Source organism: Cellulomonas sp. T2.31MG-18 (genome assembly GCF_964266755.1).
Taxonomy (GTDB): Bacteria; Actinomycetota; Actinomycetes; order Actinomycetales; family Cellulomonadaceae; genus Cellulomonas.
In genome coordinates this window covers 368,101-383,782 of the sequence record NZ_CAXWGW010000001.1, presented here as the reverse complement: position 1 = coordinate 383,782, position 15,682 = coordinate 368,101, and the positions used below count along the sequence as shown (strand labels likewise).

Sequence of the window (15,682 nt, the reverse complement as noted above, 5' to 3'; positions counted from 1 at the left end):
ATGACCGCACACCGGCGACGGCGACAGGCCGCCGTCTTCCGCGTGGTCAACGTGCCGATGCGGCTGGTGCTCGGCCTGCCGTTCCGCACCCCGCTCAGCAGGCAGCTGATGCTGGTGCACCACGTCGGCCGCACGACGGGACGGCTCTACCGGCAGCCGGTCAGCTACGTGACCGACGGTGCCGAGCTGCTCACGCCCGGTGGCGGCCGGTGGACGGCGAACCTGCGTGACGGCGTCCCGGTCGTGCTGCACCTGCAGGGGCGTGACGTGACGGCGCGCCCCGAGCTCGTGGCCGACGTCGACGAGGTGGACCGGCTGCTCGGCGTGATGGCCCGGGCCAACCCGCGTCTGGAGCGCTTCGTGCCGCTGCCCCGGGATCCCGACGGGCGGCTGGAGCGCGGGCCGCTCACCGCCGCGGTGCAGCACGGGTTCCGGGTGGTCCGCTGGCACCTGGACGCCCGGCAGTGAGGGCGTGGGGCGTCCGTCGGGACGCCCCGCACGGCGCACCGCTCAGGCCACCGCGCCGCTCAGGCCACCGCACCCCCGGTCAGCCGAGCAGCGCCTTCCACGCCCCCACGCCGATCACGCCGGCGACGATCGGCGCCACCACCGGCACCCAGGCGTAGCCCCAGTCGGAGCCGCCCTTGTGCTTCAGCGGAAGCAGCTGGTGCACGATGCGCGGCCCCAGGTCACGCGCCGGGTTCAGCGCCGGGCCCGTAGGGCCGCCGAGACCTGCCACCAGCGCCCACACCAGGAACCCGAGCGCCATGTGGGACACGCCGGGCTCGTTCGTCGCGAACGGTGACTTGACGATCGCCAGCGCGCAGAAGAACAGCACGAACGAGCCGAGCAGCTCGTTGGCGAACCCGTTGGACCGGCTGCGCACCGCGTTGATCGTGGAGAACGTCCCCAGGATGTCGTCCGGGTCGGTGGTGCGGTCGTAGTACGGCTTGTGGGTGGCGACGATGGCCAGCTGACCGGCCATCGCACCGAGCAGCTGCGCGCCGATGTACGCGGGCACCTGCGACCACGGGAACAGCCCCCACACCGCCAGGCCGAGGGTGAACGCCGGGTTGATGTGGTTGCCGCTCACCTTGCCGAACATCAGGGCCGGGATCATCACCCCGAACCCGTAGCCCATGGCGATCAGGCTCCAGCCGGCGCGGTACCCCTTCGAGCCCGTGAGGTGCACGTTCGCCACCGAGCCGTTGCCCAGGATGATCAGGATCGCCGTCCCGAGGAACTCCGCGACCAGCCGGGTCCACAGCGAGTAGTCGCCCATGGCGACAGCGTGGCAGAACCCGGATCGGCGGTGCGGGCGAAGTGCGTGCGGGCGAAGTGCGTGCGGGCGCGGTCAGCGCCGCGCCGGGACGCCCTGCTCGGCCGAGCGGGCCGCCTCCTCGACCCGCGCCGCGCGCGTGTCCGGGCGCCGTGCCGTCACGATCCAGGTGAGCACCAGCTTGCGCGCACTCGGACCGAACCCATCCCAGTGCTCCCGTGCGCCCGGGCGTGCGGCGAGCGCGGCCTCGAGATCGGGCGGGACGACGAGCGCCTCGACGTCGTCCAGCAGCGCCCAGGACCCGTCGGCCTGCGCCGCCTCGATCACCGCGGCACCGGCGGGCGTCATGCGGCTGGCCGCCTGCACCCGTGCGACCCGCTCCTTGGACAGCCGCGACCACCCGCTGCGCGGCTTGCGGTGCGTGATCCACAGCATCGACGTGTCCGCGTCGATCGGCGCGTACTGGCCGTCGATCCAGCCGAAGGCGAGCAGCTCCTCGATCAGCTCGTCGTAGGTCGGGGCGTCGCGGTCGGGACCGGGTCGCGGCCGCACCAGCCACACACCGGACGACGAGGCGTGGTTCTCGACGAGCCAGGCGCGCAGCTGCGCCGCGGAGCTGACGGCGACGCGCGGCGCGTCCTTCATACCGGCCATGCGCGCATCCTCGCGCCGGCCACCGACAGCCGAGAAGAGCCGGCGCGACAACAGCCCTGGTCAGTGGCTCGACGACCCCGGGACGGCGACCGTACGTCCCGCACGGACGGACGCGACGACAGGGTCGCTGGGTGACCCGTCGCCCGGCGCCGCGACGGGTGGTCGTCTGGACCGCCGTGCTGCTGGTGTGCGGCGGGTTCGGCGCCGGCGTGCCCGTGTGGACCGATGCCCGGTCGGCCGCGCGGTACCCGGTCACGGCCGAGGACCTCGCGGCGGCGCGGGCGGCACTCGGGGCGCTTGCGGTGCGGCCCGCGTCGTCGTCGTCCGGGTACAGCCGCGAGCAGTTCGGCCAGGCGTGGGCCGACGTCGACCGCAACGGCTGCGACACCCGCAACGACGTGCTGCGCCGGGACCTCACCGACGTGACGCTCAAGCCCGGGACGTCCGACTGCGTGGTCCTGTCGGGGACGCTGGCGGACCCGTACACCGGCTCGGTGGTCCGGTTCGAGCGCGGCGCGGGGTCGACGGCGGTGCAAATCGACCACCTCGTGGCGCTCTCCGACGCGTGGCGCACCGGCGCGCAGTTTTGGCCGGCCAGCCGCCGGGAACAGCTCGCCAACGACCCGGCCAACCTGCTCGCCGTCGACGGGCGCACCAACCAGGACAAGGGCGACGGCGACGCCGCCACCTGGCTGCCGCCCGAGCACGGCTACCGGTGCGTGTACGTAATGCGGCAGGTGCGGGTGAAGGCGGCCTACGGGCTGTGGGTCACCGCCGCCGAGCGCGACGCGATCGACCACCAGCTCGACCGGTGCGTCGTGGCGCGCCGGTCGTGACGCGCGGCCGGACCGCCCGGCGGAGGTGAGTTGCGGGGCGACACCGGCCCCTCGGCGCCGCACCGGACGTTCCGGCGAGCTGCGGCCTCAGGGGGTCGACGTCGCCCCGGCCGGTGCGACCACGTCGTCGTCGGTCAGGCTCACGTGCACCCCCGCCGGGACCACCTCCGCGGACGTGAGCGCCAGCCCCTGCGGCAGCCCGTTCACCGGCACCTGCAGCCCGGTCAGACCCTGACGCAGGGCTGCCGGCAGCGCCGTCGTCGGGATCGTCCGGCCGCCGAGCGTCACCTTGGTGGCGTCCACCAGCAGCCGTCCCGCGTCCACCCGCGGCGTCAGGTCCACGGCGAGGTCCAGGCCCAGCACCTTGCCGGTCGCCTTCATCGCCGCACCGTCGACGCTCAGCGTCACGTCCAGGCCGGTGCGCTGCGCCACCACCTGCTGCACGGTGGACGTCGGCAGCACACCGTCGGCGCTGACGTGCCGTGCGCGATGCGGTGCGGCCACCGCGACGTCCTGCGCGCTGACGTGCACGTCCGAGGCTGCGAGGCCCTGCAGCTGCGCACCGGCGAGCGCCACGTCGACCGTCCGCACCCGACCCTGGACCAGCTGCAGCAGGAACGGCGTCTGCTCGTGGATGGTCACCTGCGGGCTGCCCGACACCGTCACCGCCCGCGACACCGCCGTGGCGATGCGCTGCTCGGCCACACCCTTGGCCACCCGGTCGCCCACCACCAGCACGACGGCGAGCAGGGCGAGCACCAGCACCGTCCCGAGCAGCCTGCGCACGCGTCCGCCTCTCGTCGCCCGTGGCCGCCGGGCGGCCGGTCCGGTGCCACGGTAGGGCGCCGCGGCCGTCGCTGCCCGCCGGACGGGGGCCTCGGGACCCGCCGGACTTCAGCCGGTCATCCGTCCATGTCGACTGTGGCGCTGCTCACAGCGGGCTCTTACGCTTGAGGTGGTGGCCGGGGGGTGCGCCGCAGGCGTCGTCCCCGAGCCGCACCGGGTCGAGCAGGACTGGGGTGACCACGATGGTGTGGGCGATGGTGCTGACGTTGGCGGTGGCCCCCGCGGTGCTCTTCAGCCTGCTGGCGATGGCCATCCCGTCCGGACGTCCGGTCCCGAGGTGGCGGCTACGCCTGGCCGACCGGCTGGAGCGCGTGGCGCTGCGGCTGCGGCACCGGCACGCGATGCCGCCGGACCCGTTCCTGGCGCTGCGCGTGCAGGAGCGGCTGGGCGCGGTGGCCAACCATGTGCGGACGCTCGAGGAGGACCCGACGGTCTACGCGCGGGCGGAGCGGATCATCGCGTCGCAGCTCGCGTACGACGAGCTGCTCGCGGAGGCATGCTCGCTGGCCGGCGTCGAGGTGCAGCGGCACGCCAAGGGCGACCCGGCGGAGCGGTTCCGCGAGGAGGTCGAGCTCGCGTCCCGCGGCTGGACCTGGTGAGCGGCCGCCCGGCGCCGTGAGCCGCCGTCCGCCGGTCAGCCGGCGCGGACCGTCAGCGTGCTCGAACCGTCGGGCAGTGGCCGCACCTCGATGCGGTCGGCGATCGACTGCTTGAGCGCCTCGACGTGGGACACCACGCCGACCACCCGGCCACCGGCACGCAGCCGCCCCAGCTCGGCGAGCACCTGGTCCAGCACGTGCGGGTCGAGCGAGCCGAAGCCCTCGTCGACGAACAGCGTGCCGAGGTCGATACCGCCCGCCTCGGCCGTCACCACGTCCGCCATGCCGAGCGCCAGGCAGAGGCTGACGTAGAACGTCTCCCCGCCGGACAGGGTGCGCGGGTCCCGTGGCTGCTCGGTCAGGTGGTCGACCACCCGCATCGCCAGCCCGGTGGTGCGGGCGCGCACGTCCTCCCGCTCGTCGGACCGCACCAGCTCGTATCGGCCGTCGGACATCACCCGGAGCCGCTCGTTAGCCGCGGCGACGACGTCCTCGAAGCGGCTCATCAGCACGTACGTCTGCAGCGAGAGCCTCTGGGCGTTGTCCCCGGCACCACTGGCCAGGGTGGCGAGGCGAGCCACCGGTGCCGCCTCCGCGATGCAACCGGTCAGCGTGGTCGCGCGGCGGACGACCACCTCTCCGGCGGTGGTCGCTGCGGCGAGCCGCTCGGCAGCCACCTGCGCCGCCGCGCCCGCGGTGTCGGCGAGCTGCCGTGCGGCGGTCTCCGCCGCGGTGGCGGCCGGCACGTCGACCACCAGGCCGTCGGGCAGCGTGCCGAGCTCCGGCGCGTCGAGGGCTGCCGCGACCCGGGCGACGTCCGACCGGTAGGCCGTCACCTGCGCGTCGAGGTGGGCGACCTGGTCAGCGGGCAGAAGTGCGGCACGCGCTGCCGCGGCATCCGGGAAGCCGGCGTCGTCCAGACCCTCCGCCAGCTCCTCCGCCCGGGTCGCCGCCGTGCGGCGCGCGGCGCCCCGCAGCTCCAGCGCGTCCAGCAGCTGACGAGCCGCCTCGGCGCGTTCCACCAGTGCGGAGTGCCGCGCGGCGACCGTCGGGTGGTCGGCCCGTGCCGCCACCACCTCGGCCTCCGCGGTGTCGAGCGCGACCCGGTCGGTGAGCAGCGTCGCCTCGGCGATCGCGCGCCGGCCGGCGGTGTCGTCCCGCTGCTGCCGGCGCAGCTGCGTCTCGGTGTCGAACCGGTCCAGCTCGGCGGCCAGCTGGACGACGTCCGCGGCCGCGGCGTCGCACTCCAGCAGCGCTGCCCGGGCCTGTGCGACGGCCGCCTCGGCGGACGCCCGGTCGGTCCCGGCCACCTGTCCCGTCTGCGCCGTCACGTTGCCGCGGAGCTCACCGGCGCGTCCGGCGAGGCCGGCGAGCAGTCGCTCCGCCTCGCGGCACGCGTCCTCGGCAGCCTGCACGTCCTCGGCCGATACGTGGCCCGCCGCCGTCGGCAGGGCCGGCGCAGGGTGGTCCGGCGAGCCGCACACCGGGCACGGGGTGCCGTCGCGCAGGTCCGCGGCCAGCGAGCCGGCAAGGTCGGCGATCCGCGCCGTGCGCGCAGCGGCGGCGGCATCGGCCAGCGAGAGGGCCGTGCGGCCCGCGGCCTCGCGGTCCACCTCGACGCGCTCGAGCTCCGACTGCGCAGCGGCGAGCGCGAGCACCGCGCCGAGCGTGGTGCTCGCCGCGTCGCGGGCCGCGATGCGCTCGCCGTGGCGAGCCTCGAGCGCGCGGGCGGCGTCCAGTCCCTCCACCAGGGTCGCGCGCTCCTCCGGCCGCGCCGCCAGCCAGGCGTCGTGCACCGCCAGCTCCTGCGTCAGGTCGTCGAGCAGCTCTGCCGCACGGTGCAGCTGCCGCCGGCGTTCGGTCAGCCCCTCCTCGACCGTGACCAGTCGCTGCAGGCGTGCCGCGTGCTCCACCGCCGCGCGCTGCTCGTCGCGCAGGTGCCGGACGAGCGGCTGCCCGGACCCCTCGCCGCCGTCAGCCGCGGCGGCATCGCCCACCCCGGCCGGCACCAGCCCCGCCGGCGCCCCGTCGAGCGCGGCGCCCCACTCCTTCTCGGCCGCCTCGAGCGCCGCGCGTGCGGCCTCGTCGCCGACCAGCAGCGGGCGCACCGCCGCCGCCCGGCGGCCCTGCTCCAGTCGTTCGACGTCGTACGCATGCCGCTCGGCCAGGCCGTCGAGAACCGTGCGCTCGGCCCGCAGCCGCTCCCGCCGCCCCAGCAGCTCGGCCGTCGCCCGGGCCTCCTCTGCCGCGGCCCGCGCGCGCAGCCACGCCGCCTCAGCGGTCGTCAGCGCCGCGGCCGCTGCCACCGCGTCCACCTCGAGGGCCCCTGCACGAGCCGCCACCACGCCGGCGACCGCCGCCTCGTCCACCAGCACGGCGGCCGTCACGTCGTCCCGCAGCGCCGCCGCCTCGTCCTCGGCCAGCCGCGCCGCCCCCGCGAGGTGCGCCACAGCCTCACCGAGCTCGCCGCGGGCCGCCTCCACCGCCCGGTCCGCCTCGCGGCGCAGCTCGACCAGCCGCTCGGCCAGCCGCTGGTACACCTGGGTGCCGAAGATCTTCTGCAGCAGCCCGCGCCGGTCCTCCGGCTTGGCGCGCAGGAACCGGGCGAACTCCCCCTGCGGCAGCACGACGGTCTGCACGAACTGGGTGCGGTCCAGGCCGATCGCCCGCAGCACCTCGGCGCCGACCTCGTCGAGGCGGTTCGCCATCGGGGTGCCGAGCGCGTCCAGCTCGTCGTCCGTCGCCGTCGACGGCACGTCCGCCGGCAGCCGCCACAGCTTGGCGCTCGCCTGCTGCGTGGTGGTGCCCGTACCGCGGCGCTTGGGCCGCTCGTACTGGGGTGTCCGGCGGATCCGGAACACCCCGGACGGCACCTCGAACACGAGGTCGACCAGGCTCTCCACCTGCGGTGCGGCGTGCGCGGAGCGGAGCCGGTCGTCCGACGCCTCGTCGGACGCGACCTTGCCGTAGAGGGCGAACACGATCGCGTCGATCAGCGTGGACTTGCCCGCACCCGTCGGCCCCTCGAGCAGGAACAGGCCCGACGCGCCCAGCTCGGCGAGGTCGATGGTGTGCCGGCCGGCGAAGGGGCCGACGGCCTGCAGCACCAGGCGGCGCAGGTGCATCAGGCGCTCCGCTCCGCGTCCGCGACGTCCTCGTAGGCCCGCCGCAGCACCGCCACCTCGGCGGGGGTCGGTGCGGTGCCGGTGACGCGGCGGACGAAGGCGTCCACCACCTCGAGCGGGTCGGCGGCGGCGGTGACGACGCGGGACGCCGTCGTGCGCGCCGCACCGTCGGCCGGCACGTGCTGCACCACGAGCGCGTGCGGGAACCGGTCGCGCACCCGTCGGAACAGCTCCGGCGGCCGCGCGGCATCCGTGACGGTCACCCGGACCCAGTCGTCCACATGGGGCTCGCCACCAGCGCCGAGCAGCTGGTCGAGCGTGCCGGTGACGTCTGCCAGCCGCCGCGGCACCGGCGCCGGGACCAGCTCGGTCGCCGGCTCGGCACCCGACAGGTCCACCAGGACGGAGGACTTGGTGTGGTGCTGCTCGGAGAACGAGTACGCCAGCGGGGAGCCGGAGTAGCGCAGCACCGTCCCGTCGACCCCGGACAGTCCTTGCGGTCCGTGCAGGTGGCCCAGCGCCACGTAGTCCATCCCGGCGAACACCCCGGCCGGCACCTGGTCGACGCCGCCCACCCGGATGTCCCGCTCGGACTCGCTCGGCTGACCGCCGACGACGAACGCATGCGCCATCACCACCGCCCGCCGCACCCCGCCCCGGCGCACCGCCAGGTCGGCCCGCACCCGCCGCATCGCGGCGCTGGTCACCGCCTCGTGCGAGCGCGCCGGTAGCACCGGCGTGCCGCCCTCGTCGTCGGCCGACGCCAGGCCGCCCCGGGTCAGGTCCGGGTCGAGGTACGGCAACCCGTACACCAGGCCGTCCGCGACCTCCACCGGCTCGGCCAGCGTCGCCACGCGGGTGCGGAGCCGCACCTTCTCGCGCATCAGCGCCGCGCCGAACCCGAGGCGCGTCGCGGAGTCGTGGTTGCCGGAGGTGAGCACCACGGTGGTCAGCTCCGAGAGCCGGGCCAGCGCGTCCGACAGCAGCGTGACCGCCTCGACCGGCGGGATCGCCCGGTCGTACACGTCCCCGGCGACCAGCAGCGCGTCCACCCGCTCGGCCCGCACCACGTCGACCAGGTGGTCGAGGGCGGCCGCCTGGTGGTCCAGCAGGTCGACACCGTGCAGGGTGCGGCCCAGGTGCCAGTCGGAGGTGTGCAGCAGCCGCATGCGGCGACCGTAGCCGCGGCCACCGACACGGCTCGGCACCCACGCGGGCGGCCGAGCGGCGGGCCTCAGAGCGGGCTGACGACCTCGTCCGGGATCACGGCACCGAGCCCGACCACCGACAGCAGGTCCCGCAGCAGACCCCGGGAGTCGCGCAGCGACATCGGGATGCCGGCCTCGGCCGCCGCCATGTGCAGCTGCAGCACGAAGGCGATGCCCGACGAGTCGATGAACCGCAGGCCGTTCGCGTCGATCACCACGGGCAGCCCGTGCATCAGCGCCAGCCCCATCGTGTTGCTCGCCTGCTGCCGGAGCGCCGCGTCGATCTCACCGACCAGGTGCACCACCGTGCTGCCGTCCACCACCTCGACGCGGATGCTGTCCGTCGGGCCGTCGTCGATCAGCTCGTCGATGCTCACTGCTGCTCCTCGTGCCTACTGCTGCCGGTACGCCGGTGGACCGGGACAACGACAGTACGTCCTGCGGATGACCTCGTCATCCCCCGGCGACACGGGGGTGTCGCCGGCGCACAGTGGAACGCGAACCTCCGACATCAGGTTCCCGGAGGTTCGCTCCCGGTCATGCGGCCGTCATGATTGCACCTCGGGACGGCGCTCGGAAGGTCAAGTCCACACCTCACAGGCGCTGCCCAGGCTCAGCTCGGGGCCAAGCTCCAGGTCACGCCTCCGGTGCCGGGTCCGTCACGTCCGCGACCGTCGCGCCCAGCACCCGCACCAGCTCGGCGCCCTCGAGCGTCGCCGAGACGCCGTGCGCGCCGGCGCCGATCGACACGAGCCCGTGCACGCGCGCGTCGGCGATCACCGGCCAGGGGTGCAACGAGCCGAACGGTGTGATGGTGCCGCGCTCGTACCCGGTGACGTCCCGCGCCGTGGCGGCGTCCGGCATCGACAGCCGGTTCACGCCCAGCAGCTCGCGCAGGCGGGGCCAGGCGATGGTGCGGTCGCCGGGGACCAGGACGAACAGGTAGTCGTCGTCACCACGGCGCACCACGATCGTCTTGACCACCTGCGACGGGTCGATGCCCCGGGCCGCGGCCGCCTCGGCCAGCGAGGAGACCCGACCGTGCCGCGCCACCACGTGCGGGATGCCGGACGCCTGCAACGCCTCGACCGCTCGCCGCTCGCCCTCTGTCGTCTCCACGGACCCACGTTATGCGCGGGCGGTGCGTGGGTGCCGCCTGGGAGAATGGCCCGTCGTGAGCGGTCCCGACGAGCACGAGCGCGGTGCGGAGCGTCCGCGCCGACGTGGCGCCGGGCGTCCGGAGCGGCACGCGGGCGGGGACGGGCACCGCCACGGCGACGGGGACGGCGCGCCTGGCGACCGGCCCGACCAGCGTGGCGCCCGCCGCCGCGAGCGCGTCGCGCACCTGCGCGCGCAGGTGGAGCTGCCGCCCGTCACGTACCCGGAGGAGCTGCCGGTCAGCGCCCGGCGGGCGGAGATCGCGGCGACCATCGCGGCCCACCAGGTGGTGGTGGTCGCGGGGGAGACGGGCAGCGGCAAGACGACGCAGCTGCCCAAGATCCTGCTCGAGCTCGGTCGCGGCCGTGCCGGGCAGATCGGGCACACGCAGCCGCGGCGGATCGCCGCGCGGACCGTCGCCGAGCGGGTGGCCGACGAGCTCGGCGTCCCCCTCGGCGGCGTCGTCGGCTACCAGGTGCGGTTCACCGACGAGTCCAGCGACCACACCCTCGTCAAGGTGATGACGGACGGCATCCTGCTGGCCCAGATCCAGCGGGACCCGCAGCTGCTCGCCTACGACACGATCGTGGTCGACGAGGCCCACGAGCGGTCGTTGAACATCGACTTCATCCTCGGCTACCTGACGCGGCTGCTCCCGCGGCGGCCGGACCTCAAGCTGGTCATCACCTCGGCGACCATCGACTCGGAGCGGTTCGCGTCGCACTTCGCCGCCGCGGACGGCACGCCGGCGCCGATCGTCGAGGTCACCGGCCGCACGTACCCGGTGGACGTGCGGTACCGGCCGCTGTCGCCGGACCGGGCGGCGGAGGAGTCCGCGCTCGGGGCGGGCGACCAGGACGACGACGAGGGGGCGGACGACCTCACCGCGGCCGGCCGGTCGAGGCGTGCCGGTGCAGCGACAGCGGGCCGACGCGGCGCCGGCCGGGGCAAGGGCTCGCCGGCGGCTGCCGCGAGGCGTCCCCGCGCCGAGGCGAAGGACTTGGTCACGGGCATCGTCGAGGCCGTCGACGAGCTGATGGCCGCCGGACCGGGCGACGTGCTCGTCTTCCTCTCCGGCGAGCGCGAGATCCGGGACGCCGAGGACGGGCTGCGCGGCGCGCTCGGCCCGCGGGTGACCGACCCGCAGCACCCGCAGGCCGTCGAGCTGCTGCCGCTGTACGCCCGGCTGTCCGCCGCCGAGCAGCGGCGCGTGTTCGAGCCGCACGGCAAGCGGCGCGTGATCCTCGCGACCAACGTCGCCGAGACGTCGCTGACGGTGCCGGGAGTCCGGTACGTCGTCGACCCGGGCACCGCCCGCATCTCGCGCTACTCGCAGGCCACCAAGGTGCAGCGGCTGCCGATCGAGCCGATCTCGCAGGCGTCGGCCAACCAGCGGTCCGGTCGGTCGGGGCGCGTGGCGCCCGGCATCGCGATCCGGCTGTACTCGGCCGACGACCTCGCGTCCCGGCCGGAGTACACCGAGCCGGAGATCCTGCGCACGTCGCTGGCGTCGGTGATCCTGCAGATGATCGCCGTGGGCGTGGTCCGCACGCCCGACGAGGTGGCTCAGTTCCCCTTCGTCGACCCGCCGGACGTGCGCGCGGTCCGTGACGGCGTCGCCCTGCTGACCGAGCTCGGCGCGCTGTCCACCGGCCCCGGCGGCGCGCGCCTCACCGACACCGGCCGGGCGCTGGCGCAGCTGCCGATCGACCCGCGGCTGGCGCGGATGATCGTCGAGGCGGGCAAGCGGGACGTGGCCCGCGAGGTGGTCGTGATCGCGGCGGCCCTCTCGATCCAGGACCCGCGGGAGCGTCCGGCGGACCAGCGCGAGGTGGCCGACGCCCTGCACCGGCGGTTCGTCGACCCGTCGTCGGACCTGCTGACGTACCTCAACCTGTGGCAGTGGCTGCGCGAGCAGCGGCACGCGCTGAGCGGCTCCGCGTTCCGGCGGCTGGTGCGCTCGGAGCACCTCAACTACCTGCGCGTCCGCGAGTGGCAGGACGTCGTCACCCAGCTGCGGGACATGGTGAAGGGGCTGGGGATCGACGCGCGCGGCGGTCCGCGACCCGTCGGGGACGGGGCGCCGGCCGGGGCGAAGGACGGCCCGGGCGACGGCCGTGGCGGGCGCGGACGCGGCGCCGTGGTGCGGGATGGTGGCCGACGGCTGCCACCCGGTGCGGTGGTCGCGGAGCAGACGCCGACGGCCCAACCGGCGAGCGAGGCCGGTGCCGTCGTCGGGGCCCCCGAGGACCTCACCGAACGCACCACCTGGGCCTGGGACGGCGACCGCATCCACCTCGCCGTCCTGGCCGGGCTGCTGTCCCAGATCGGCATGCAGGAGGCCACCGAGGTCACCCCCGCCGCCCGCTCGGGCCGCGGTGCACCGCCACAGGGCCGCGGTCGCCCGCGCCCGCGCAACGAGTACCTGGGTGCCCGCAACGCGCGGTTCGCCATCTTCCCGGGCTCCGGCCTGGCCCGCCGACCCCCGGCGTGGGTGATGGCCGCCGAGCTCGTCGAGACGTCCCGCCTGTGGGCGCGCGACGTCGCGCGCATCCGACCCGAGTGGGCCGAGGAGCTGGCCGGCCACCTCGTCCGGCGCAGCTACTCCGAACCGGCGTGGAGCACCCGGCAGGGCGCCGCGATGGTGACCGAGAAGGTGACGCTGTACGGCGTGCCGATCGTCACCGACCGGCGCATCCTGCTCGGCTCGGTGGACCGCGCGCAGGCACGGGAGCTGTTCATCCGGCACGCCCTGGTGCAGGGCGAGTGGACCACCCACCACACCTTCTTCCACGAGAACCGCCGGCTGCTGGCCGAGGCGCAGGCGCTCGAGGCCCGCGCCCGCCGCCGCGACCTGGTGGTGGACGACGACGTGCTGTTCGACTTCTACGACGAGCGGGTGCCGGACGACGTGGTCTCGGCGCGGCACTTCGACACGTGGTGGAAGGGCGCTCGGCGGTCCCAGCCGGAGCTGCTGGCGTTCACCCGCGACCTGCTGGTGGCGCCCGGCGCCCAGCAGATCGACGAGTCGGCGTTCCCCTCGCGGTGGCCGCAGGGCGACGTCAGCATGCCGCTGACCTACCAGTTCGAGCCCGGCACCGAGGCCGACGGCGTGACGGTGCACATCCCCCTGGTCACGCTCGCGCGGCTGCGTCCGGAGGGGTTCGACTGGATGGTCCCGGGGGTGCGCGCCGAGCTGGTCACCGCCACCATCCGTGCGCTGCCGAAGCCGGTACGCGTCCAGCTGGTGCCGGCGCCGGATGTGGCGCGGGCTGTGGACGCGTGGATGGACGAGCACCTCGCGTCCTGGGAGGACACCGTGCGGGCCGGCGACGCGGCGCCGTCGTTCCACGAGGCGTTCGCGCAGGCCGTGCGCGCGATGCGGGACGTGGAGGTGCCGGCCGACGCGTTCGACGACGAGAAGCTCCCCGCCCACCTGCGGATGACGTTCCGCGTGGTCGACGCCGGTGGGGGCGTGCTCGACGAGGGCAAGGACCTGGTGGCGCTGCAGCGGCGGCTGGCCGGGGACGCGCAGGACGCGGTGTCGTCCGCCGTCCGGACGGCCGTGGCCGCCGCGCTCGCCGAGGCACGCGCCGGTACCGAGCGGCCGGACCGCGGCGGGCGGGGACGCGGTCGTGCAGGCGACGCCCGTGCGGGCCCGTCCGCGGCGGGGACGATCCCGGCCGTCGACGGCTCCGCCTCCGGGACCGCAGCCGGCGACGCCCGCATCGCGACGACCGCCGGCGCCTCGACGTCGGGCCCGGGCCGGCCGGGCTCGTCCACCGACGGCCTGGCGACGCCACTGCCGGGCGGCGACCTGGAGCGCAGCGGCCTGCGCACGTGGCCCGACCTGCCGGACCGCGCCGGTGAACCCGCTGGCACGCTGCCGGATCAGGTGAGCACCACCGCGGTGGGCGGCGTCGTCGTGCGGGCGTACCCGTCGCTCGTCGAGCTGGCGGCGACGGGCGGCACGGCACCGTCGGTCGGGGTGCGGCTGCTCGCCGACGCCGGTGCGGTTCCCGACGAGTACCGCCGTGGCCTGCGCCGCCTGCTGCTGCTCGACATCGGGCTGGCGACCGCCCGGGTATCGTCCCGCTGGACCGGCGCGCAGGCGCTCGCCCTCGCGGCCTCCCCGTACCCGGACACGGCCGCCCTGGTCACGGACGTGCAGCTGGCCGCGATCGACCGGCTGATCACGCGGCACCTCGCTGCCACGGCCGCCGGTGCCGCACCGGAGGCAGCCGTCCGGGACGCCGCCGCGTACACGGCGCTGCGCACCGCCGTCCGCGACCGTCTGGAGGACGAGGTGCACCGCCTGGTCGCCGACCTCGTCGCCGTCCTCACCGCCTGGCGCGAGGTGCAGGCCACGGTCCGCGCCTCGTCGTCCCTCGCCCTGCTCGGTACCGCCCGCGACGTCCGCGACCAGACGGACGCCCTGGTGCACGACGGTTTCGTCACCGAGGTCGGCGCCGACCGCCTGCCCCAGCTGACGCGGTACCTGCGCGCCGCCGCGTACCGGCTGACCAAGGCGGCCGAGAACCCGCAGCGCGACGAGTCGCTGGCCGCCCAGGTGCGGGAGGTGGAGGGCCTGTACCGGGACACCGTCGCCCGCACCGCCGGCCGAGCGCCGGACGCGGCCCGGACGGCAGCCCTGGACGAGGTCCACTGGCTGCTCGAGGAGCTGCGCGTCAGCCTGTTCGCTCAGCAGCTGGGCACCCCGGTCCCGGTGTCCACCACCCGCATCCGCAAGGCGCTCAGCGCCATCGCCTGACCGTCACCGTCCCCCGCGTCGGTGGTCACCGGCAGACTCACGGGCATGGCTTCCACGGACGGCTCCGGCCGATGCTTCGGTGACGGCGACCCCCTGCTCGCGCAGTACCACGACGAGGAGTGGGGCGTGCCGGTGCACGGTCAGCACGCGCTGTTCGAGCGCTTCGCGCTGGAGGGGTTCCAGTCGGGCCTGTCCTGGATCACCGTCCTGCGGAAGCGACCGGCGTTCCGGGCGGCGTTCGCCGACTTCGACGCCGAGGTGGTGGCAGGCTTCGGGGCGGACGACGTCGCGCGGCTGATGGCCGACGCCGGCATCGTCCGCAACCGCGCCAAGATCGAGGCCACCATCGCCAACGCCCATGCGTTGCGGGCCCTGCACCAGCACGGTCGCACGCTGGACGAGGTGCTGTGGTCGCACGCGCCGGCACCCACGGCGGAGAGTCGACGCCGACCACTGACCTGGTCGGACGTGCCCGCCACCAGCCCGGAGTCCACCGCCCTGGCCAAGGAGCTGAAGGGGCTCGGCTTCCGGTTCGTCGGACCCACCACGGCCTACGCGAGCATGCAGGCGTGCGGGGTGGTGGACGACCACCTCGCCGGGTGCCCGGTGGCCGTCGCGCGGGACGCCGGGGACCCCGTGGCGGCGGTGCCCGCGGGTGGCGACGCCCACCCCTGAGAGGCGTGCGTCACGGTTCGTCCGACGCGACGGGCAGCTCCCCGAAATCGGACACGTCGGGGCTAGCATCTGCGGCCGTGGCACTGGGGGACAACGAGGGCAGCGAGGCCCTGTACGCACCGATGCTGCGTCCGGCACCCGTCGACGCGGCACTTCTCATCGCGGTGCGCCGGGGGTTGGAAGCGGTCCCGGTGTGGTCCCTGAGCGCCGATCAGAGTGCCGGCGGTGCTGCAGCGGCGGCCCGGTCCGAGGGCAGCGCCACCGCCGTCCCCTGCGCCACGAGCGGCATCCCGGTGGCGCCGCACCCGTCACGTCAGCACAGCGGCCTGGCGCATCGTCAGCGCCCCTGAGGTCGTCTCACCCTGCACGCTGCCGCGTCTCACCAAACGGGCAATGGTGACCGTACTGCGAGACGGCGGGTATCGTCCTGCACACCATCCAGAGCGGCCGAGAGACCTGGCTCGTCGACGCCGCAGCAACCCCCCTTCCTCACCGGGAGGGTGTGGGTGCTTCAGCCGGGACCGATGGAGT

13 protein-coding genes and 1 riboswitch are annotated in these 15,682 nt (G+C 75.3%); of the genes, 6 read left to right on the top strand and 7 right to left on the bottom strand.

Translation table 11 applies throughout. The features are described 5' to 3' along the window. Positions 1-468: a hypothetical protein gene (locus ACFQTY_RS01740; RefSeq protein WP_378096383.1), complete on the top strand. Its 468-nt coding sequence runs from the start codon at positions 1-3 to the stop codon at positions 466-468. Between the two features lie 79 nt (positions 469-547). On the opposite strand, the gene ACFQTY_RS01735 is transcribed toward ACFQTY_RS01740, so the two are convergent. Together ACFQTY_RS01735 and ACFQTY_RS01730 are read right to left on the bottom strand one after the other, a co-directional pair. Further along, positions 548-1,282 (bottom strand): MIP/aquaporin family protein, encoded by a 735-nt coding sequence (locus ACFQTY_RS01735; RefSeq protein WP_378096380.1) that lies wholly within the window; start codon positions 1,280-1,282, stop codon positions 548-550. Positions 1,283-1,354: 72 nt separating this feature from the next. Next, the gene (locus ACFQTY_RS01730; RefSeq protein ID WP_378096377.1) at positions 1,355-1,933 is read right to left on the bottom strand and encodes a YdeI family protein; all 579 of its coding nucleotides are present in this window, start codon (positions 1,931-1,933) and stop codon (positions 1,355-1,357) included. A gap of 131 nt (positions 1,934-2,064) precedes the next feature. On the opposite strand from ACFQTY_RS01730, the gene ACFQTY_RS01725 reads away from it, so the two are divergent. Continuing rightward, a complete protein-coding gene (locus ACFQTY_RS01725) occupies positions 2,065-2,769 on the top strand; it encodes an HNH endonuclease family protein (protein WP_378096374.1) in 705 nt (234 codons plus the stop codon). Between the two features lie 87 nt (positions 2,770-2,856). Here the strand turns inward: ACFQTY_RS01725 and ACFQTY_RS01720 are convergent, their stop codons facing one another. Beyond that, on the bottom strand, positions 2,857-3,555 hold the full coding sequence (locus ACFQTY_RS01720) for a DUF2993 domain-containing protein (protein WP_378096371.1): 699 nt from the start codon (positions 3,553-3,555) through the stop codon (positions 2,857-2,859). A gap of 242 nt (positions 3,556-3,797) precedes the next feature. On the opposite strand from ACFQTY_RS01720, the gene ACFQTY_RS01715 reads away from it, so the two are divergent. After that, a complete protein-coding gene (locus ACFQTY_RS01715; protein ID WP_291761525.1) occupies positions 3,798-4,214 on the top strand; it encodes a hypothetical protein in 417 nt (138 codons plus the stop codon). Positions 4,215-4,249: 35 nt separating this feature from the next. On the opposite strand, the gene ACFQTY_RS01710 is transcribed toward ACFQTY_RS01715, so the two are convergent. The 4 genes from ACFQTY_RS01710 to ACFQTY_RS01695 form a co-directional block, all read right to left on the bottom strand. Beyond that, positions 4,250-7,339, bottom strand: coding sequence for an AAA family ATPase (locus ACFQTY_RS01710; RefSeq protein ID WP_378096368.1), 3,090 nt, complete (start codon positions 7,337-7,339; stop codon positions 4,250-4,252). Further along, complete coding sequence (locus ACFQTY_RS01705; protein ID WP_378096364.1) at positions 7,339-8,508, bottom strand: exonuclease SbcCD subunit D; 1,170 nt, start codon at positions 8,506-8,508, stop codon at positions 7,339-7,341. The genes ACFQTY_RS01710 and ACFQTY_RS01705 overlap by 1 nt, the downstream gene beginning before the upstream one ends. Positions 8,509-8,573: 65 nt before the next feature. Further along, complete coding sequence (locus tag ACFQTY_RS01700; RefSeq protein ID WP_291759933.1) at positions 8,574-8,924, bottom strand: STAS domain-containing protein; 351 nt, start codon at positions 8,922-8,924, stop codon at positions 8,574-8,576. Between the two features lie 259 nt (positions 8,925-9,183). Then, complete coding sequence (locus ACFQTY_RS01695; RefSeq protein WP_337973943.1) at positions 9,184-9,666, bottom strand: aminoacyl-tRNA deacylase; 483 nt, start codon at positions 9,664-9,666, stop codon at positions 9,184-9,186. Here ACFQTY_RS01695 and ACFQTY_RS01690 point away from each other — a divergent pair. The 3 genes from ACFQTY_RS01690 to ACFQTY_RS01680 all read left to right on the top strand — a co-directional run bounded on the left by ACFQTY_RS01690 (position 9,611) and on the right by ACFQTY_RS01680 (position 15,501). Beyond that, positions 9,611-14,476, top strand: coding sequence for a DUF3418 domain-containing protein (locus ACFQTY_RS01690; protein ID WP_378096360.1), 4,866 nt, complete (start codon positions 9,611-9,613; stop codon positions 14,474-14,476). The two genes, ACFQTY_RS01695 and ACFQTY_RS01690, sit on opposite strands and share 56 nt — an antisense overlap. A gap of 45 nt (positions 14,477-14,521) precedes the next feature. Further along, a complete protein-coding gene (locus ACFQTY_RS01685; RefSeq protein WP_378096357.1) occupies positions 14,522-15,151 on the top strand; it encodes a DNA-3-methyladenine glycosylase I in 630 nt (209 codons plus the stop codon). Positions 15,152-15,228: 77 nt separating this feature from the next. Continuing rightward, on the top strand, positions 15,229-15,501 hold the full coding sequence (locus ACFQTY_RS01680) for a hypothetical protein (protein WP_378096354.1): 273 nt from the start codon (positions 15,229-15,231) through the stop codon (positions 15,499-15,501). 81 nt (positions 15,502-15,582) lie between these two features. After that, positions 15,583-15,682, top strand: a riboswitch (SAM riboswitch).